Genomic DNA, 19098 nt, shown 5'->3' with positions numbered 1-19098 from the left:
CCGCGGGTTGTACCCGTGAGCCGGAATCCCTCTTTATTTTTTCCTCCAGGAGAAAGGCGAAGCCTTCTCGTAGAGCCAGTAGTAGTTATTCGCCATCTGCCGCGTTCGGTAGAAGCGGAAACCCGCGGTAGAAAACAGCAAAAGAACGATCGTGTCTACGACGTAGTATTGAAGGTTGAACATCGAGCCCCCAAAAAGGGCGTGATGGACGAACCGGATCGCGACACCCAGCAGCAGCGTGTAGATGACAACCGTGCTGTAGTTCTGCCAGCCATCCGCAACGCTCTTGCCGGTACGCCAGGCGGTCCAGCCGCCGATAATGCAGCTCACGAACATGAACTGTAGAAACGAGGCTTCTTCGTAGAGAATACCCTGCATGTCAAAAACTCCCGACCGGGGCCTTAATGGCGGCCGCCTTCCAGATAGGCTGAGCGAACTTCCGGATTGGCAAGAAGCTCCTTGCCGCTGCCGCTCATCGTCACCTGTCCGTTGACCATGACATAACCGCGATCCGACAGCTTCAGCGCGCCGAAGGCGTTCTGCTCGACGAGGAACACGGTCAGCCCCTGCTCCTTGTTCAGTTTCTTGATCGCCTCGAAGATACCCTTGACGATCAGCGGCGCAAGACCGAGCGACGGTTCGTCGAGAAGCAGAAGCTTCGGACGCGCCATCAGCGCACGGCCGATGGAAAGCATCTGCTGCTCGCCGCCCGAAAGCGTGCCGCCGCGCTGCATCTGCCGCTCCTTGAGACGCGGAAACAGCGTGAAGATCTTTTCCACATCTTCGTCGAAATACTTCAGATTATCGAGGCTTGCGCCCATCTGCAGGTTTTCGAAGACGGTCATGCGCGGAAAAATACGGCGACCTTCCGGCGACTGCGCGATGCGCAGGCGGGCAATCTCGTGGGTCGGCATCCGGGTGATGTCCTGGCCCTCGAAGATGACCGAGCCAGCTCGCGCCTGGGGGCTGCCGCAGATGGTCATCATCAGCGTCGACTTGCCGGCACCGTTGGCGCCGATCAGGCAGACGATTTCGCCGCTGTTGACCTCGACATCGACGCCGCCCAGAGCGCGGATGTTGCCGTAATAGGTTTCTACGGATTTTACCTGGAGAAGCGGGCCGCTCATTTCAGGCCTCCTTCTTCGCCTTCGACCTCGGCAATCACGTCTTCGACCTCATCGTCTTCCACACCCAGATAGGCCGCAATGACCTTCGGGTCGTTCTTTACAAATTCGGGGTTGCCGTCGGAAATCTTCTGGCCGTATTCGAGAACGACAACGTGGTCGGAGATTTCCATGACCACGGACATATCGTGCTCGATGAGCAGGATCGACGCGCCGGTATCCTTGCGCACGCCTTGAAGAAGATCGTTCAAAGCCAGCGATTCACGCGGGTTGAGACCGGCGGCCGGCTCGTCCAGGCAGAGCAGCTCAGGGCCCGTGCACATGGCGCGTGCGATTTCCAGACGACGCTGGGCGCCGTAAGGCAGATCGCCGGCCGGATCGTCGGCGCGGTCGATCAGCGAAGCGCGTTCGAGCCAGTGCTTGGCAAGCTCGATCGATTCCTTCGATGCCTGCTTGTAGGCCGGAAAGCCGAGCAAACCGAGGATCGTGTAACCGGAAGCGCGCATCAGGTTGTTGTGCTGCGCTACCAGAAGATTTTCCAGCACGGTCAGGCCCGAGAAGAGCCGGATGTTCTGGAACGTGCGCGCGACCTTGGCCTGCTTGGTGATCTCGAAATCCGGCAGTCGTTCAAGAAGATACTCCTTTCCGGACTTCTGGCGCATGGTGATCATGCCCATCGTCGGCTTGTAGAAGCCGGTGATGCAGTTGAACACCGTGGTCTTGCCAGCACCGTTCGGGCCGATCAGGGCGGTGATTTCGCCGCGATAGGCTTCGAAGGAGAAGTCGTTGATGGCCATCAGACCGCCGAAGCGCATCGACAGGTGTTCGACCTTGAGAATTACGTCTTTTGTCATTGTCGTTGCCGCTGTTGTCGTCGTTGCGGATGCCATCAGCCGTGCCCTTCCTTGGTGAAGCTGCCGGAGACGGCCTTGCGTTCATTGAGGAAGGCTGTCGGCTCACGGGAGCCCACGAAGCCGCGCGGTTTCCAGACCATGACGACGACCATCGCCAGACCAAAGATCAGCATGCGGTAGAGTTCCGGCGTGAAATCGGGACCGAAGATCGACTTCAGGAACGTCAGTTCACGCAGGATTTCGGTGCCGCCGATCATGACAACCGCGGCGATCGCAATACCCGTCAGCGAGCCCATGCCGCCAAGAACGACGATGGCGAGGATAACGGCCGATTCCAGGAAGACGAAGCTTTCCGGAGACACGAAGCCCTGGCGCACGGCGAAGAACGAGCCCGCGAAGCCGCCGAACATGGCGCCTGTCGCAAATGCGGTGAGCTTGGTGGTGACCGTGTTGATGCCGAGCGAGCGGCAAGCGATCTCGTCTTCACGCAGGGCTTCCCAGGCACGGCCGATCGGCATGCGGCGCAGGCGGATCGTCACGTATGCCGTCAGCGCAGCCAGAGCGAGGATGAGATAGAAGAGGAAGATCTTGTAATAGGCCGAGGACATCGGCAGGTCGAAGTACTTGGCGAAGTTGTTCGGCGCGCTGATGTCGAAGGACCAGATGCCGAACACGGACGCCTTGGCGATGCCGGAGACGCCGAACGTACCCTTGGTCACTTCCGTCCAGTTGATCAGAACGAGACGGATGATTTCACCGAAAGCCAGCGTCACGATCGCGAGATAGTCGCCACGCAGCCGCAGGACCGGGAAGCCGAGAACCACGCCCCAGCAGGCAGCCAGAAGACCGGCAATCGGCAGCAGCAGCCAGAAGGACAGACCAAAGTGGCTGGAAAGCAGCGCGTAAGAATAGGCGCCGACCGCGTAGAAGGCGACATAACCGAGATCGAGCAGACCGGCGAGACCGACGACGATGTTCAGACCCCAGGCCAGCATCACGTAGATCAGGATCTGGATGCCGAAGTTATCGACCCATTTCAGCGAACCCTGCACGCCGAAGAGCGCAACGGCCAGGATCGGATAGAGGATCAGCAGAACACCCGCAATCACGGTGAAATTGCGCTTGATGTAGCCTTCGCGCGTTTCCGTTGTTGCAGCAGCATCCTTCGATGCCTTCCGGCGCGCATTCAGGGGCTGCAAGTAGGCGACCACGAAAAAACGGCCGACAGCGGCGACGATCACGAAGACCGCCAGCAGACCCCAGCGTTGAACGAGGATCAGCTCGTTCAGGATATTCTGGTCGGACTTCAGGCCCACGAAGAGGAAGAAGAGACCGAGCGAGATCAGGCCCGCGTAAAACGCCTCGCGCAGAGCCCGCGCCGTCAGATCCCCGCCGGCGTTCTCAAGTTTATTCGTCATGTTTGACATGAAATTATACCTTCTCGACTTCCGGCCGGCCGAGAATGCCCGACGGCTTGAAGATCAGAACGATGGCCAGGATGGAGAACGTCGCCACATCCTTGTAATCGATGGAGAAATAGGCCGACCACAGGGACTCGATAAGACCGATCAGAAGCCCGCCGAGCACGGCGCCCGGAAGAGAACCGATACCGCCGAGAACGGCTGCGGTGAACGCCTTGACGCCCGGAATGAAGCCGTCGGTGAAGACAACGACGCCGTAATACATCAGGTACATCGTGCCGGCGACGGCAGCGAGTGCGGCGCCCATTATGAAGGTCACGGAGATCGTACGATCGACATCGATACCGAGCAGCGCCGCCATCTTGCGGTCCTGTTCGGTGGCGCGCTGGGCGCGTCCAAGCGGCGTCTTGTTGACGATATACCAGAAGATTGTCAGCAGAATGGCCGTAACTGCGATGATGATGATCTGCTTCAGCGAGATCGAGATTCCGAACACATCATAAACCGATGACACAAGCGGCGGGATCGGCTTGTTGCGCGGACCCTGCGTGACCTGAATGAAGTTCGAAAGCGCGATCGACATGCCGATTGCCGTGATCAGCGGCGCCAGACGGAACGAACCGCGCAGAGGCCTATACGCCACCTTTTCAATGGTCCAGTTCCAGAGCGCTGCGGTCAGCATTGCGACAATCATCATGACGAGAAGCGCAAGCACGACAGGAACGCCCGCAAAAAGGCTCGTCAAAACGAGGAACACGATCAGCGCAGCAAAGCCGCCCAGCATGAAGATATCGCCATGGGCGAAATTGATCATGCCGATAATGCCGTAAACCATTGTGTAACCAATGGCGATCATGCCGTAGATAGAGCCCAGAGTCAGCCCGTTCACGAGCTGCTGTACAAAGTACTGCATCAATTATCCCCCGGACCGGATCCCTTGAGAGGTCTGGTCTCTTGTTCTTGTGGTGCGGTTTAAAGCCCCGGTGATTGGGAGGATTCCATAACGCTTTCGCTTGAAAAGTGAAGCCTAAAAGTGAGGCATCGACAGATTCTTCGCCAGATTTGATTAATTGGCGAATTTGAATCCACAAAAATCAAAAAACATGCAGAAAAAGCTCGCCCATTGAGCATATCACCGGATGCTTGAAAGTAGGCCGGCATTGGCGCAGCCGGAGCTTTCGGCCCCGGCTGTAAATATAATGAACGTAGAGACTTATACTTACGAGCGCATACGCGCACCGTTGGCATCGAACAGTGCCTGCGGCTGCAGACGGGCCGAAAGATTCTCACCGAGAATCTCGATGGACCAGCCCTCGACCTCATCAGCGACTTCTTTTGGCACATAGCCGATGGCCACGGAAACGCCGGACGCATGCGCGTAGCCGCCCGATGTCACCCAGCCGCAAACCTTGCCGTTCAAGGCAATCGGTTCGTCGCCGATGACATCCGCGTCCTTGGCGTCGACGATGAAGGTGCGAAGGCGCAGTTGGCCGCCGTCCGCCTTTTCCTTCTGCGCCGCAGCCTTGCCGATGAAATCGGCTTCTTTGGACAAGGCAACGAATCGCGAGAGGCCGGCTTCCAGCGGCCCGTACAGCGGGCGAAATTCGCGAGACCAGCTGCCGAAGGACTTGTCGAGGCGCAGCGCGTTCAGCGCCCGAAGGCCGAAGAGGCGGATATTGAACTCCTCGCCAACCTTCATGATCAGATCGAACAGGTAGCGCTGATACTGCGGCTTCATCCAGATTTCATAGCCGAGATCGCCGGTATAGCTGACGCGCCCGACAATCGCCGGCGCCATGCCGAGGTCCATCTTGCGGATCGCCATGAACGGGAAGGCAGCATCGGACATATCGAGATGCGTCAGCTTTTCGATCAGCGCGCGGGAATTCGGGCCCGCGATGGAAAGGCCGACCAGACCAACATTCAGCGATGTCAACGATACGCTGCCATCGTCTGGCAAATGGCTTTCGAACCACCGCATGTGGTAGTCCTCGGCAACGCCTGAGCCGATCAGCAGGAAGTCGTCTTCGCCAAGGCAGGCGAGCGTAAAATCGCCGATCAGCTTGCCGTCGTCCTTCAACATCGGCGCGAGCACCATGCGACCGGGGGCCGGGACGCGGGATGCCAGCAGGCGGTCGAGCCATGCGGCGGCACCCGTTCCAGTGATCTTGTATTTGGCGAAGCCCGAGGTTTCCATCAGGCCGACGCTGTCGCGCACGGCCTTTGCCTCGGCACCGACCGTCTCGAAATCCGTCGAGCGGCGCCAGGAGAAGGCATCTTCAACACCGGCAGGGGCAAACCACAGCGGCTGCTCCAGACCGTAGGACGCGCCGAACACTGCACCTTCCGCCTTGAGCTTGTCGTAGACCGGCGTCGTCAGGAACGGACGCGCACCTGGCAACTCCTCGTTCGGATAGCGGATCGAGAAGCGGCGGGAATAGTTTTCCCGCACCTTGGCATTGGTGTAACCGAGCGTGGCGAAATCGCCGTAGCGGCAGACATCCATGGCAAAGACGTCGAAGCCCGGATCGCCGTGGATCATCCAGTTGGCGAGCGCGAGCCCCACGCCGCCGCCCTGGCTGAAGCCGGCCATGACTGCGCAGGCCGACCAGAAATTGGTCATGCCGCGCACCGGTCCGACCAGCGGATTGCCGTCCGGCGAGAAGGTGAAGGGGCCGTTGATGATCTTCTTGATGCCGGCATTGTTGAAGGCCGGGAAGTGACGGAAGCCGACTTCAAGTTCTCCGGAGATGCGCTCAAGGTCTTCAGCCAGAAGCTCATGGCCGAAATCCCACGGTGTCTGGATGGGCGACCAAGGGCGGCAGGCCTTCTCATACGTGCCCATCAGCATGCCGTTGCGTTCCTGGCGGATGTAGATTTCGCCGTCGAAATCGACGCAGTGCATCAGCTCCTTGCCGGTTGTCTTGTTGAACTCGATCACCTCCGGCATGTCCTCGGTGATAAGATACATATGCTCCATGGCAAGCACCGGCAGCTCGAGGCCCACCATGCGGCCGATCTCGCGCGCCCAAAGGCCGCCGCAGTTGACGACATGCTCGGCGATGATCTCGCCCTTGTTGGTGATCACCCGCCAGCTGCCGTCCTCGCGCTGCACGAGGTCTTCGACTTTTGTGTGCAGGTAGATATCCGCGCCGTTCTTCTTGGCGGATTTGGCATAGGCGTGGGTGGTGCCATAGGGGTCAAGGTGACCTTCATGCGGATCGAAGACAGCACCGACGAACTGGTCCGGATCGAGAAGCGGCATCATCTCATGGGCTTCGCGCGACGAAATCAACGTTGCTTCGCCGCCGGCGTACTTGCCCTTGGCCAGCAGCGACTTCATCCAGTCGAAGCGCTCGTTGGTGGCGGCCAGCATCAGCCCGGAGGTCATGTGCATGCCGATATCCTGGCCGGAATATTCCTCGATCTCCTTGTAGAGTTCGACCGTGTATTTCTGCAGCTTGGCGACGTTCGGGTCGCCATTGATCGTGTGCATGCCGCCCGCCGCATGCCAGGTGGAGCCGGAGGTCAGCTCGGAGCGTTCCAGAAGCACAACATCCGTCAATCCGAACTTGGTGAGGTGATAAAGCACCGAACACCCGACGACACCGCCCCCGATGACGACGACCCTTGCATGGCTTTTCATAGAATTCTCCGGTTTCTCGGGCGCGCGGAAAGTCCGCAAAAGCCACTGGCATGGACGACGATACCAGAGCCTATTTTGAAGCTGGTCTTGGTGAAAGACGCAAGCGCGAAACCACCTTGTCGTTTTCCGCCACAGCAAAGAAGGCGGATACCAAAAATGCGCCACGAAACGGCGCATTCGATGCCATCAGTCTGGATCGGCGAGACCGCCGGAAAAACCGTAGGAGAGATCGAACTCCCGACCCATCAGGAGAAGGTCTTCAAGCAGGGATTCGGCGAAGCTGCGCATCACCACGAGCTCGAATTCGTTCTCGCCGGAGCGGGCGAAATTCACGGCAATATGGCCGCAGCGCAGATTGACGGACTGGCCGATGGCGAATGCGGAAGGATCGAGATCGATCGCCACGCCCTTTGCCAGAATACGCCGGACATTCGGGCCGGAGAGCCGCAACAGTACCCTGCCCTCGCTCTGATCGACAACATCGGCGATATCGGTCAGCAGGCCCGAAAGCCGGCGCTCCAGACTGTCGGAGCGCTCGATATGGGAGAGAACAAGCCATTCTCCCGGCGCAACATTGCGCATCACGAGATCACCAGCGGCGGCAAAGCCGGCAACCACCGCTGCCGTCTCGTCGGGATGTGACAGCACCGTCGCAATCGCGACGGAACGCGGAATTTCCAGGTGATCGACGGCACGGATGGATGAGCCGGAGCCGATCTTGCTTTCAAGCGGATGGCGGGATTGAAACAGCATCGCCTTACACCTTCAGCTTCGTGGACTGGGTATCGACGAAAACCGGTTCGCACACCTCGGCCACCGTCTCCTCGTTTTTCAGCCGGTCCCAGACGACGATGCGTTCGCCGTAACGCTCGCGGCCGGATTTCAGGAAGGCGAGCGCGATGTCGTGATCCAGCACCGGCGAGAACGAAGCCGAGCTTACATAACCCTGATCGTTGATGGTTGAGGGTTTTGCGCCCTCCTTCAAGAGATGCGCGCCGGCGCGGATGGTCTTGTCCTTCTCGACTGGCTTCAGGCCGACCATCTGCATGCGGTCGGCGGCCGTCAGGCCGTAACGGGTAGACAGTCGCTTCCCTATGAAATCCAGCTTCTGGGCGGAAACCATGCGACCGAAACCAGCATCGTCGGGTGTTACGCGGCCGTCGAATTCCGCATGGGTGACATAGCCCTTTTCCAGCCGAAGCACGTTTAGCGCTTCCAGCCCGTAGGCGCAGATGCCATGCGCCCTGCCCGCTTCCATAACGGCATCTGCAACGCTCTCACCAAAGCTGGCCGGAACCGCCAGTTCAAAGGCCAGTTCGCCTGAGAAAGAGATACGGAACAGCCGCGCCTTAAGGCCGCCCTTCAGCGTCACGACGCCAGCCGAAAGATAGGGGAAGGCCTTATTGGAAATATCGTCCTCAACCAAGGCCTGTACGACATCCCGCGCCTTCGGGCCCGCAATCGACATCTGCGCCCACTGGTCGGTAACAGAGGTGAAGCGAACGTCGAGTTCCGGCCAGAGTATCTGGGCGCAATATTCCATGTGGCTCAGCACGCCGGCGGCAAGGCCGGTCGTCGTGGTGACGAAGAAATGGTTTTCACCGAAGCGGCTGACGGTACCGTCGTCATAGACAATGCCGTCTTCGCGCAGCATAAGGCCGTAGCGCGCCTTGCCGATCGGCAGCTTCGCCATCGGGTTGCAATAGAGCCGGTTCAGGAACTCCGCGGCATCGGACCCGAAAACCTCGATCTTGCCGAGCGTCGAGACATCGCAGAGCCCGACATTTTCGCGCACGTTCAGGACTTCGCGGTCCGTCGCCTGTCGCCAGGTCTTTTCGCCCTCGCGCGGGAACCAGGATGAGCGATACCAGAGCCCCGCCTCGACAAAGACAGCGCCATTGCGCTCTGCCCAGCCATGCAGCGGCGAAACCCGCTTGGGTGCCGCGTGCATGTCGCGCGCCGTGCCGGCGAGCGCGCCGAAGGAAACCGGCGTATAGAACGGCCGGAAGGTGGTAATGCCGACCTCGGCGGGGCTGACACCGCGCATGCCGGCAAGGATGCCGGCGGCATTGACGCCGGAAAGCTTGCCCTGATCGGTCGCCATGCCATTGGTCGTATAACGCTTTGCATGCTCGACATGGCCAAAACCTTCGCGCAAGGCGAGGCCGAGATCGCGGGCTTGAACATCGTTCTGGAAATCGACGAAGGCCTTCGATTTCGCGCCCGGCACATACCAGAGCGCGGTGAAGGAGGGATCGACTTCCTCACCCACGGCGGGTGCTTCGTAAGAGGTTGCCGCAAAGCCGAGATCGGCGGCGATGGTCGCTGCCTTTTCCGCACCGTCGGCAAGACAAGCCGAGAGTGAATAACGCCCGGCCGCAGCGCCGACGATCGACAGTCCACCACCAACATCCGGCGCCACAAACGTATCGAGCTCCACGGACCAGACCGGCCGCGCCCCACGCTGGCACGCAAGATGGATCACCGGATTGAAGCCGCCGGACATGCCGATGGCATCGCAGGCGATGACCTCTTCATAACCGGACCGCTCGAACACCAGCTTGTTCAACCGCTGCCCGCCCATCGTATCGATGATGCCGGCGCCCTTGATGATGCGAACATCTTTCAAGGCCTCAGCGGAACGTGACGGCGCGTCAGCGCGCGTGTCGATGATCGCCGTGATCCCGACACCCTGACGAGCAAGGTCCTCGGCCGTGCGATACCCCGCATTGCCATTGGTGAAAATCGCCACGGACTTGCCGGCGGCAACGCCGAAACGGTTGGCATAGGTGCCGATCGCGCTCGCCGTCATCACGCCCGGCCGATCGTTACCACCGAACACCAGCGGCCGTTCCTCGGCACCGGTCGCAAGCAATGCCCGCTTGGCGGCGATGCGCCACAGGCGCTCCACCGGCAGCTTGGCGAGCGGCTGGGCAACATGCTTCTGCACCCGCTCGACCGCGCCGAAGACGTTGTCGTCGTACCAACCGAAAACGGTGGTGCGCGGCATCAGCGTGACATTCGGCAGCGTCCCAAGCTCGGAAAGCACCGTTTCCGCGAAAGCCGGAGCCGTTTGCTCCCCGATCGTCGTGGTTTCCGACAGCAGCGCCCCGCCCAGGCGAAAATCCTGCTCGGCCAGCACGACGCGCAGCCCGGCGCGGCCGGCCGTGAGTGCCGCCGAAAGGCCGGCAGGACCGGAGCCGACGATCAGCAGATCGCAATGCGTCCAGCATTTTTCATAGCTTTCCGGGTCGCTCTCCAGCACGGCGCGGCCGAGGCCGGCGGCGCGGCGGATCAGCGGCTCGTAGAGCTTTTCCCAGAAGGCTGCCGGCCACATGAAGGTCTTGTAGTAAAAGCCGGCGGACAGGAAGGGCGACAACAGATTGTTGAGTGCGCCGACATCATGTTTCAGCGATGGCCAGTTGTTCTGGCTGCGGGCCTCAAGCCCGGCATAAAGCTCGGCGACCGTGGCGCGGGTATTGGCATCCGTGCGCGCGCCGCTGCCGATGGTCATCAGCGCATTCGGCTCGGAAACGCCCGCGGTCACGAGGCCGCGCGGACGGTGATACTTGAAGCTGCGGGCGAGCAGCAGCTGGTCGTTGGCCAGCAGCGCCGAGGCCAGCGTATCGCCGGCATGGCCGGTGAAGCGCTTGCCGTCAAAGCGGAATTCGAGCGTCGCTGCACGATCGACAAGCCCACTATTCGGGAGACGATAACCGGTCACCGGCTGCCTCCCCTTGCAGCGGCGGCGCCGTCGGTCACGCTATAGACTTCATGGGTCACGGTATCGCGCTCCACCACCAGAAACCGCCGGCAGCCGTAAAGATGCTGCCAGTGCTCGCGGGTGCGTCCGCGCGGATTGGCCCGGATATGGACATACTCGTGCCATGCCTCGTCGGAGGCATCCGGTTCCGGGCGCACGAGCGACGCATCGCCCCTCACCGTGAACTCTTCCTTTGGCCGGATGCCGCAATGCGGACAGTGAATAAGGCTTGCCATGGAACTCTCAGTGCAGATTGGGCTGGGGGCCAGCGCCGTGTTCGTCGATCGGGTAGCCGCGCTCGAAGCGGTCGAGGCGCAGGAAGCGCGCCGCCGGATGCGTCTCGCCCTTGGCGATCAGATGGGCAAAACAGAAACCGGAAGCCGGCGTCGCCTTGAAGCCGCCGTAACACCAGCCACAGTTCAAATAGAGATTGTCGATATCCGTGCGGCTGATGATCGGCGAGCCATCCATGCTCATGTCCATCACCCCACCCCAGGAACGCAGCACGCGAACACGGGAAAGGCCGGGGATCATCGTCACCCCCTCCTCCATCACATGCTCGACGGTCGCAAGCCCGCCGCGCTGGGCGTAGGAACTGAAACCATCGATCTCCGCCCCGAACACCAGCCCGCCCTTGTCCGACTGGGAGATGTAGAAATGCCCGGCGCCATAGGTGATGACATGGTCGATACAGGGCTTAAGCCCTTCGGTGACGAAGGCTTGCAGCACATGGCTTTCGATCGGCAGCTTCAACCCCGCCATCTGACCGACCACAGAGGTATTGCCCGCTGCTGCCAGCCCCAGCTTGCCGCAGCCAATAAAGCCCCGCGAAGTCTCGACGCCGACGACCACGCCGTTTTCCCGGCGGATGCCCGTGACTTCGCAATGCTGGATGAGATCGACCCCGTGCCGGTCAGCACCACGGGCAAAGCCCCAGGCGACCGCATCATGCCGCGCCGTACCGGCCCGCTTCTGCAAAAGGCCGCCCATGATCGGGAAGCGGGCGTGATCGAAATTGAGGAAGGGCATCATCTTCTTAAGCGTCTCGCGGTCGAGCATCTCGGCCGGAACGCCTTCCATCCACATGGCGTTGCCGCGCCGGATATGGGCATCGCGGTCGGCGTCATTGTGGAAGAGGTTGATGATGCCGCGCTGGGAGAGCATGACGTTGTAATTCAGGTCCTGCTCCAGCCCTTCCCAGAGTTTTAGCGAAAACTCGTAGAACGGCTCGTTGCCAGGCAGCAGATAATTGGAGCGCACGATCGTTGTGTTGCGGCCGACATTGCCGGAGCCGAGATAGCCCTTTTCCAGAACGGCGATGTTCTTCACGCCGAATTCCTTGGCGAGATAATAGGCCGTCGCCAGTCCATGTCCGCCGCCCCCGACGATGATCACGTCGTAATGGGGTTTCGGCTGCGGCTCCCGCCAGGCCGGCGTCCAGCCCCTGTTTCCCTGAAGCGCCTGTTTTACCAGTGCGAATGCCGAATAGCGCATGCCCAAACCGTTCCTTTTCCCTGCCGCCACATTGGCGATATCAGGTGGCCCGTGCAAGGCCGGATGCTGTCCGTTTCGGCAATTTCGGTGCGATCTTTGGTCTCAATGTTGCTGCGAATCTTCAACGCATGCACGCTGATTTTCGCTCTGTTGCTAAAATTGACCTAAGCGTAAGGAATGACTGGCTTATATCAGGCGTATACTTATTGCGGCGACAAATGCGATCCACTAAGGCTCGGGGCGCAGGAGAAGGCGATCGCGCGTTGCAAGGAGGCGCAAAGAGCAGATGCTCGACATTCTGGAAGAGGCAGCGGTCGCAGCGGGCAAGGCGATCATCGACGTCTACAATGCCGGCCCGGATGTTGCCTATAAGGCGGACTGTTCCCCCGTTACCGATGCCGACGAGACCGCCGAGAGGATCATTCTTGACCGCCTCGTCGCCGCCTTTCCGGATATCCCGATCGTCGCCGAAGAGTCGGTTGCCGCAGGCCGTATTCCCGATATCGAAGGCAAGACTTTCTTTCTCGTCGATCCGCTCGACGGCACGCGCGAATTCGTCAACCGCCATCACGATTTCACCGTCAACATCGCCCTGATCGAAAAGGGTGAGCCGGTCGCCGGCGTCGTCTATGCACCGGCGCTTGGCATCCTCTACGCCGCCGATCGCGGCAAGGCCAAAAAGGCCGTGGTTTCCGGTCTGACAAGCATCGGCCATCCCGTCGTCATCGGCTGTCGAAGCCGTGGCGACCGGATTGTCGCCCTTGCCAGCCGCTCCCACAACAGCGAAGAGACGGTCGCCTACCTCGCGGAACACGGCATTATGGATTACGAATCGGTCGGCTCATCGTTGAAGTTCTGCCTGCTCGCAGAAGGACTTGCCGACGTCTATCCGCGCCTCAGCCGCACGATGGAATGGGATACGGCTGCAGGCGATGCCGTGTTGCGCGCAGCCGGGGGCGAAACGGTAACGATGAACGGCGATCCCCTCATCTACGGCAAGCGCAACCAGGCGCATGACAGCGATTTTGCCAACCCGTTCTTCGTTTCCCGCGGCCGAGGCTGACCCGAGCGGGCAACATCTTCTCGATTTTGCGTTTTTTCTCATCGACAGCGTGACCCGTTCGTCCCCGCATTCGCCATTCCCCTTAGGCTTCAGCATAAGCCCAAGGAGAATGCGATGAGCGAAATCACTGCCAATCTCGAAATGCCCTATATCCTGCCCTCGCAGGCCCAGAAGCATGTCACCCACAACGAGGCGCTGCAGCGCCTCGATGCCGTCACCCAGCTGACGATCAAAGCAACGCTTACCGCGCCGCCGATCACGCCGCAGGAAGGCGAATGTTACCTCGTTGCGGCCGGGGCAGCCGGCCTGTTCGCGGGCAAGGGCGGCAAGCTCGCCTTCCGACAGGATGGCAGCTGGATCTTCATCACGCCAAGGGAAGGCTGGCGTGCATGGTTCGTTGAAGACGGCAGGCTGAAAGTCCACGACGGCAGTGAATTCGCCGATGATGCCTTCGGCACGCCGGCTTCCCTCGGCATCAATACGTCTGCCGATACCACCAACCGCCTTGCCGTCTGCGCAGACGCAAGCCTTCTGACCCATGACGGAAACGGCCATCAGCTCAAAATCAACAAGGCGGCAACGACGGACACCGCAAGCCTGCTCTTCCAGACCGGCTGGTCGGGCCGCGCTGAAATGGGGCTGGCGGGCAATGACGACTTTTCCATCAAGGTGAGCGGCGATGGATCAACCTGGAACGACGCCTTGAAGATCGCGGCCGCCGGCCAGGTGCTGATGCCGAACCGGCCGCTTGCGCGCGCAACCCGCGGCGGTGGCGTGATCACGCCCTCATCCGGCAGCCAGACCGGCTTTTCCGCCTTCAGCATCAATCAGGGCGGCTTCAGCCTCGGCGCATCCGTGGCCGGCGGCGGCAACAGGCTCGTCGTTCCCGTCACGGCAGCCTATCTCGTCTGCCTTGCGGTGGACGCCAATCCTGCCGGGGCGTTCAGCGTTTCGGTGAAGGCCGGCGGCACCACGATCATTTCCGCCGTCAAGGACAACGATCCAGCCACAGCCAGCTATAACGGGACGGCCGTCGGTCTCGCCCTGCTGTCGGCTGGCGACTGGTTGACACTCGAACACAGTGGATCGACGCCAATCGATTTCGGCGCGGGAAAGACGGAACTGACCGTCATCATGTTGTGATCAAGCGCCGCCCTGCGGCGCCATCATCAATAGGTCGCGCAGCATCTCTTCATTGAACGGTTTGGGCAGGCGTGGATAGGCGCGCAGGGGAGCCGGAAAATCGGCATTCTCCTCGTAGCCGCTGACAAAGCCGAACGGAATGCCGAGCGTCACGAGTTTCCTGGCAAAATCGAAGCTCGTCTCGCGCCCGAGATCGACATCCAGAAGAGCGAAATCGAATTGCTGCTCGGCGATCAAGGCGCTCGCCTGGCCGAGATTGATTGCAATCTCCACATGCCCGACGCCGAGGGTCTTGAGCATGTCTTCAGCATCGAGCGCGATGAGGAAATTGTCCTCAAGCACCAGCACTCTTCTGCCTGAGAGGGAAGATTTCGAGTTCAATGACGTATCCAATTCCAGCTTTCGATCGCGTTGCCAACCGACTCGACCTTGTCGCCGAAACTAAGCGACGAGTAACAGCGCTCGCAATTAAATAAGACATATATGCGTGACTGACAAAATACCGCCGTCGTCGGGCTCTGCTGGTTACACGAAAGGCCGTGCTTTCTCCTTCGGGCTCGACCATCCCGCGATCTGCGCCAGTCCCTGATCATCGAGGACGGTGCATCCTCGCTCGGCCCATCGGATAAGTTTGCGATCCGCCAGTTTGCGCAGTGTGCGGTTGGTATGGACGATCGAAAGGCCGAGCGTATCGGCAACGTGCTGCTGGGTGATCGGCAGCGACACCCTCTGGCCCTCGAAAAGGCTGGTCTCCTCTGCCCGCCGGAACAGAAACGCCAAAAGATAAGCCGCACGTTCCAGAGCCGAACGCCTGCCAAGACTCAACAGGTTTTCGTCGAGGATGCGCTCTTCCTGCGCCGCGATCCAGGTCATGTCGTAGCCAAGCCCCGGATGATTGGAAAACAGCTGGCTAAGCTTGGAGCGCTCGAAGACGCAGAGCGTCACCGGTGAAAGCGCTTCCACCGAATGCTGCATCTCCTGCATCAGCGTGCCTTGCAGCCCGATGAGATCGCCGGGCATCATGTAGTTCAGGATCTGCCGCCGGCCATCGTCCAGCATCTTGTAGCGGAAACCCCAACCGGAGAGCACGGTAAAGAGATGAGCGCTGTTGGCGCCTTCCGACAGGATCGTCGCACCGGCATCGACAGCCAGCTCGCCCATCTTGAAATGCGAGACAAACTCCAGTTCCTCGGGCGTAAAATCGCGAAAATGATCGAGAGCTCTCAGCGGACATTGCTGGCAAGGCGTCTGCTTGTTGCTTCTCGTCTTTAAAGTGTTCATTACAGGCCCCGTTGGAAACTTAAGGCCGACCCCACTTTTCGCAGCCTTTCTGCATGTTTAGCACTGGCTTGTATTTCCGCAAGACCTACATTCAAGGGGTAAGAAACAGCACCGCCCACTGTGGACTTCAAACGTTTTGGTCCCTACCTTCCGGGGCAATCGTCGATGTTGCCAGGAAACGAAGATGCCCCACCCCGCCCTTTCCAGTGAAAATACCGCCGTCATCACCGGAGCCGCCTCCGGCATTGGTCTTGCCACCGCAAAACGCCTTGCCGGTCTCGGGATGAACATTGTGCTGGCCGATCTCGGCGGCGATAAGCTTGAGGCAGCGCTAAGCGAAGTCTCGGGCGCTTCGGCTAAGGGAGATAGTGCCGTTCTTGCTGTACCGACCGACGTTTCCAGCCTTCAATCTCTGCAGGCGCTGGAGCAGGCCGCCCGCAATCGCTTTGGCGCAATCCACGTCCTGATGAACAATGCCGGGATCCAGCCCGGCAGCGCGATGTTCGGTCCGCTTGCGAACTGGGAAAGCGTGCTGGCGGTCAACCTCTGGGGCGTGATCAACGGTTCCCGCGTATTCGCGCCGGGCATGATTACCGACGGCAACCCGGCCCTGATTATCAACACAGGCTCGAAACAGGGCATCACCACCCCGCCCGGAGACCCGGCCTACAACGTCTCCAAGGCGGGCGTGAAGGCCTTTACGGAAGCGCTGGAACACGAGCTGCGCAACACCGACAACTGCAAGGTGAGCGCCCATCTGCTGATCCCCGGTTTCGTCTTTACGGGCCTGACCGCCGGCAACCGCACCGAAAAACCGGCCGGCGCCTGGACGGCGGAAGAGACCGTCGACTTCATGCTGGGAAGCCTCGATCGCGGCGATTTCTATATCCTCTGCCCCGACAATGACGTTGACCGGGCGACGGATGAAATCCGCATCCTCTGGGCCGCCGGCGATATCGTCGAGAACCGCCCGCCGCTGTCGCGCTGGCACAAGGATTACGCCGAAGCTTTCAAGGCTCATCTTGCCGAGAAGCTGAAGCGCAGCTGAGCACGGCAATCTTTTTCTACCGCGGACGCCGGCAAGGGCGATAAACGCCCTCGCGAAACGGCATGTTTCAAGACGACATTGGCAGGCAGAACCCATGACAAGCGGCATCCATCACGTCACGCTCATCACCCGCAAGGTGCAGGCCAATGTCGATTTCTATGTCGGCTTTCTCGGGCTCAGGCTGGTAAAGCGTACCGCCGGTTTCGAGGATTCGGCGCAGCTTCACCTCATCTACGGCGATGCCATCGGCTCGCCCGGCTCGCTCGTTACCTTCCTCGTGTGGGAAGATGGCGCACAGGGTCGTGTCGGCCATGGCCAGCCGAGCGAAATCTCCCTTGCCATCCCGTCCGAAAGCATCGGCTTCTGGCTGACCCGCGCCTTGCGCTTCGGCATCGCCACGACAGGCCCGGCGCAGGAGTTCGGCGAACCGGTGATCCGGCTGAAGGACCCGGACGGCGTCATCGTCAAGCTGGTCGGCACCGACATCTTTCCGTTGGAGCATGCCACGGACGACAGCGATATCCCGCATTCGGACGCGATCCGCAGGCTGCGCGGCGCGACCATCCTCACGGAAAAGCCGGCTGAAACTGCCGAAGTCGTCACCCGCCATTTCGGCTACAGCGAAAATGCGACCACCGATTCGATCCGTCGTCTCGTCTCGCAATCCGGCGATATCATCGATGTGCGTGACGCCGGCGGTTTCTGGACGGCCGCTCCCGGCACGGGCACCATCGACCACATTGCCTTCCGCGCGGTCGACAAGGCTGAGGTCATCGCGCTCAACGACTTGCTGCACAGGGAAGGGCAGAACGATACGGCGGTGCACGACCGCAAGTATTTCTTCTCGCTCTACATGCGCGAGCCCGGCGGCACGCTGTTCGAGTTCGCAACCGATGCGCCGGGAATGGGCATAGACGAGGAGATCTTGGGAAGCCGCCTCTTCATCCCCGCCCACTTCACCGGCGACCGCGCGGCGATGACGGTGATGCTGCCCCAATTCGCACTTCCTGGCGAAGAACGCTTCGCCACCCGCGAACTGCCGTTCGTTCACCGGCTGAACCAGGCCGATGAACCCGATGGCAATACGCTGGTCCTGCTGCACGGCAGCGGCGCCAGCGAGACGAGCCTCTTGCCGCTCGGACGCAAGGCCGCACCCCACTCCCTGCTTTTTGCCCTGCGCGGTCGCAGCACCGAAGAAGGCGTGCCGCGCTTCTTCCGCCGGCTCTCCCCCTTCACCTTCGATCAGGCCGATATCGCTTCGGAAGCCGAAGCCTTTGCCGCGACGATGGACGAGGCCGCCCTCGGCTACGGGCTTGATCGCAACCGTATGACGTTTCTCGGCTATTCCAACGGCGCGAACATGATCGCGGCGACCATGTTGCTTCAGCCCAGCCTCATCCGCCGCGCCGTGCTGCTCCGGGCGATGAACCCGCTGACGGAGGTGCCGGATGTCGATCTCTCAGGCACGGAGGTTCTGATCGTGACCGGCGCAACAGACCCCTATGCGCCTTACGCGCAGGAACTGGACACGCTGTTGCTCGCGCGCGGCGCAACGGTCCAGGCGATCACCATTGATGCGGGTCACGAGATCGGCGATGGCGACGCGAAGCTCGTGGCCGAGTGGCTTAAACCAAACGGCTAAACCCCTTCCGCTCCACTACATATTCGGCAAAGGCCTCGACGAAGGCCTTCAGCCGGCCCCGCGCGTCCTCATCCGTCAGCTTGCCTTCCTTATCAAACAGCGACCCCGCCTTGGGCAGCATCAGCCGCTTGCCGGCCCAGAGATCGGCGCCGAGCGTGCGGAACACCGGCAGCCACGCATTCTGGCTGAGAAGCGTGCCGAACGGCCCCGGCGACGTGCCTGCAAGCGCAAAAGCCTTGCCCGCGAAGACATTGGGCGCTCCGGTCATCGAGGAGCTGACCCAGTCGATCGCATTTTTGAAAACGCCGGGCATCGAGTTGTTGTATTCGGGTGTAAACAGAATAACCCCATCTGCATCGGCGATCTGGTCCTTCAGCAGTTGCACCGGCGCCGGCACGCCCTCGCGCTCGACATCGGCATTGTAGAGCGGAATGCCCTCGATGGTGCCGGCCGTAAAGCGGATGTCGCCCAAGGGAATTTCCAGCGCGGCATTGAGCAGCGCCGTGTTGAAGGAACCCTTGCGCAGACTTCCGGAAATGCCGAGCAACTTGATCATCGTCTCACCCTTGCTTGTGTTCGCAAGGGATGATGGTGCGCGCGGCCGAAAAGTCGAGATGGA

At 60.7% G+C, this 19098-nt stretch carries 17 protein-coding genes; 4 read left to right on the top strand and 13 right to left on the bottom strand.

Annotation, left to right across the window (positions count from 1 at the left end):
• Positions 1-33: 33 nt before the first annotated feature.
• From BLX89_RS05015 to BLX89_RS04970, 10 genes are all read right to left on the bottom strand, one after another.
• A complete protein-coding gene (locus tag BLX89_RS05015) occupies positions 34-378 on the bottom strand; it encodes a DUF6867 family protein (RefSeq protein ID WP_075289552.1) in 345 nt (114 codons plus the stop codon).
• 23 nt (positions 379-401) lie between these two features.
• The gene (locus tag BLX89_RS05010; protein WP_075289551.1) at positions 402-1127 is read right to left on the bottom strand and encodes an ABC transporter ATP-binding protein; all 726 of its coding nucleotides are present in this window, start codon (positions 1125-1127) and stop codon (positions 402-404) included.
• On the bottom strand, positions 1124-2014 hold the full coding sequence (locus BLX89_RS05005; RefSeq protein WP_075289550.1) for an ABC transporter ATP-binding protein: 891 nt from the start codon (positions 2012-2014) through the stop codon (positions 1124-1126). Before BLX89_RS05005 ends, BLX89_RS05010 begins: the two co-directional genes overlap by 4 nt.
• Complete coding sequence (livM, locus tag BLX89_RS05000) at positions 2014-3396, bottom strand: high-affinity branched-chain amino acid ABC transporter permease LivM (protein ID WP_425348593.1); 1383 nt, start codon at positions 3394-3396, stop codon at positions 2014-2016. Before livM ends, BLX89_RS05005 begins: the two co-directional genes overlap by 1 nt.
• A gap of 13 nt (positions 3397-3409) precedes the next feature.
• Positions 3410-4312, bottom strand: coding sequence for a branched-chain amino acid ABC transporter permease (locus BLX89_RS04995; protein WP_075289548.1), 903 nt, complete (start codon positions 4310-4312; stop codon positions 3410-3412).
• A 306-nt stretch (positions 4313-4618) separates the two neighbouring features.
• Positions 4619-7045, bottom strand: coding sequence for a GcvT family protein (locus tag BLX89_RS04990; RefSeq protein WP_075289547.1), 2427 nt, complete (start codon positions 7043-7045; stop codon positions 4619-4621).
• Between the two features lie 186 nt (positions 7046-7231).
• Positions 7232-7798, bottom strand: a complete 567-nt coding sequence (locus tag BLX89_RS04985; RefSeq protein ID WP_075289546.1) for a sarcosine oxidase subunit gamma — start codon at positions 7796-7798, stop codon at positions 7232-7234.
• Positions 7799-7802: 4 nt separating this feature from the next.
• Complete coding sequence (locus BLX89_RS04980; protein ID WP_075289545.1) at positions 7803-10769, bottom strand: sarcosine oxidase subunit alpha family protein; 2967 nt, start codon at positions 10767-10769, stop codon at positions 7803-7805.
• A complete protein-coding gene (locus tag BLX89_RS04975; protein WP_075289544.1) occupies positions 10766-11044 on the bottom strand; it encodes a sarcosine oxidase subunit delta in 279 nt (92 codons plus the stop codon). The genes BLX89_RS04980 and BLX89_RS04975 overlap by 4 nt, the downstream gene beginning before the upstream one ends.
• Before the next feature lie 7 nt (positions 11045-11051).
• On the bottom strand, positions 11052-12302 hold the full coding sequence (locus tag BLX89_RS04970) for a sarcosine oxidase subunit beta family protein (RefSeq protein WP_075289543.1): 1251 nt from the start codon (positions 12300-12302) through the stop codon (positions 11052-11054).
• Between the two features lie 286 nt (positions 12303-12588).
• On the opposite strand from BLX89_RS04970, the gene cysQ reads away from it, so the two are divergent.
• Positions 12589-13365, top strand: coding sequence for a 3'(2'),5'-bisphosphate nucleotidase CysQ (cysQ, locus tag BLX89_RS04965; RefSeq protein WP_075289542.1), 777 nt, complete (start codon positions 12589-12591; stop codon positions 13363-13365).
• A 114-nt stretch (positions 13366-13479) separates the two neighbouring features.
• Positions 13480-14508, top strand: a complete 1029-nt coding sequence (locus BLX89_RS04960) for a DUF2793 domain-containing protein (protein WP_075289541.1) — start codon at positions 13480-13482, stop codon at positions 14506-14508.
• Here the strand turns inward: BLX89_RS04960 and BLX89_RS04955 are convergent, their stop codons facing one another.
• Together BLX89_RS04955 and BLX89_RS04950 are read right to left on the bottom strand one after the other, a co-directional pair.
• Positions 14509-14850, bottom strand: coding sequence for a response regulator (locus tag BLX89_RS04955; RefSeq protein WP_245292755.1), 342 nt, complete (start codon positions 14848-14850; stop codon positions 14509-14511).
• 183 nt (positions 14851-15033) lie between these two features.
• Positions 15034-15789 (bottom strand): Crp/Fnr family transcriptional regulator, encoded by a 756-nt coding sequence (locus BLX89_RS04950; RefSeq protein WP_075289539.1) that lies wholly within the window; start codon positions 15787-15789, stop codon positions 15034-15036.
• A 184-nt stretch (positions 15790-15973) separates the two neighbouring features.
• On the opposite strand from BLX89_RS04950, the gene BLX89_RS04945 reads away from it, so the two are divergent.
• Together BLX89_RS04945 and BLX89_RS04940 are read left to right on the top strand one after the other, a co-directional pair.
• Complete coding sequence (locus tag BLX89_RS04945) at positions 15974-16837, top strand: SDR family NAD(P)-dependent oxidoreductase (protein WP_075289538.1); 864 nt, start codon at positions 15974-15976, stop codon at positions 16835-16837.
• A 94-nt stretch (positions 16838-16931) separates the two neighbouring features.
• On the top strand, positions 16932-18479 hold the full coding sequence (locus BLX89_RS04940; protein WP_075289537.1) for a VOC family protein: 1548 nt from the start codon (positions 16932-16934) through the stop codon (positions 18477-18479).
• On the opposite strand, the gene BLX89_RS04935 is transcribed toward BLX89_RS04940, so the two are convergent.
• Entirely contained in the window at positions 18463-19035 is a 573-nt protein-coding gene (locus tag BLX89_RS04935) for an NADPH-dependent FMN reductase (protein WP_075289536.1), read from the bottom strand. The two genes, BLX89_RS04940 and BLX89_RS04935, sit on opposite strands and share 17 nt — an antisense overlap.
• Positions 19036-19098: the final 63 nt, after the last annotated feature.

The sequence above is a fragment of the Pararhizobium arenae genome (genome assembly GCF_001931685.1).
GTDB lineage: Bacteria > Pseudomonadota > Alphaproteobacteria > Rhizobiales > Rhizobiaceae > Pararhizobium > Pararhizobium arenae.
The sequence above is the reverse complement of the archived record's forward strand: the minus strand, read 5'-3'. Positions and strand labels throughout refer to the sequence as shown.

Bases quoted from the DNA above. Each gene is read 5' to 3' on its own strand.
- BLX89_RS05015 (WP_075289552.1), bottom strand. From the start codon at position 378: ATGCAGGGTATTCTCTACGAAGAAGCCTCGTTTCTACAGTTCATGTTC.
- BLX89_RS05010 (WP_075289551.1), bottom strand. From the start codon at position 1,127: ATGAGCGGCCCGCTTCTCCAGGTAAAATCCGTAGAAACCTATTACGGC.
- BLX89_RS05005 (WP_075289550.1), bottom strand. From the start codon at position 2,014: ATGGCATCCGCAACGACGACAACAGCGGCAACGACAATGACAAAAGAC.
- livM (WP_425348593.1), bottom strand. From the start codon at position 3,396: ATGACGAATAAACTTGAGAACGCCGGCGGGGATCTGACGGCGCGGGCT.
- BLX89_RS04995 (WP_075289548.1), bottom strand. From the start codon at position 4,312: ATGCAGTACTTTGTACAGCAGCTCGTGAACGGGCTGACTCTGGGCTCT.
- BLX89_RS04990 (WP_075289547.1), bottom strand. From the start codon at position 7,045: ATGAAAAGCCATGCAAGGGTCGTCGTCATCGGGGGCGGTGTCGTCGGG.
- BLX89_RS04985 (WP_075289546.1), bottom strand. From the start codon at position 7,798: ATGCTGTTTCAATCCCGCCATCCGCTTGAAAGCAAGATCGGCTCCGGC.
- BLX89_RS04975 (WP_075289544.1), bottom strand. From the start codon at position 11,044: ATGGCAAGCCTTATTCACTGTCCGCATTGCGGCATCCGGCCAAAGGAA.
- BLX89_RS04970 (WP_075289543.1), bottom strand. From the start codon at position 12,302: ATGCGCTATTCGGCATTCGCACTGGTAAAACAGGCGCTTCAGGGAAAC.
- cysQ (WP_075289542.1), top strand. From the start codon at position 12,589: ATGCTCGACATTCTGGAAGAGGCAGCGGTCGCAGCGGGCAAGGCGATC.
- BLX89_RS04960 (WP_075289541.1), top strand. From the start codon at position 13,480: ATGAGCGAAATCACTGCCAATCTCGAAATGCCCTATATCCTGCCCTCG.
- BLX89_RS04950 (WP_075289539.1), bottom strand. From the start codon at position 15,789: ATGAACACTTTAAAGACGAGAAGCAACAAGCAGACGCCTTGCCAGCAA.
- BLX89_RS04945 (WP_075289538.1), top strand. From the start codon at position 15,974: ATGCCCCACCCCGCCCTTTCCAGTGAAAATACCGCCGTCATCACCGGA.
- BLX89_RS04940 (WP_075289537.1), top strand. From the start codon at position 16,932: ATGACAAGCGGCATCCATCACGTCACGCTCATCACCCGCAAGGTGCAG.
- BLX89_RS04935 (WP_075289536.1), bottom strand. From the start codon at position 19,035: ATGATCAAGTTGCTCGGCATTTCCGGAAGTCTGCGCAAGGGTTCCTTC.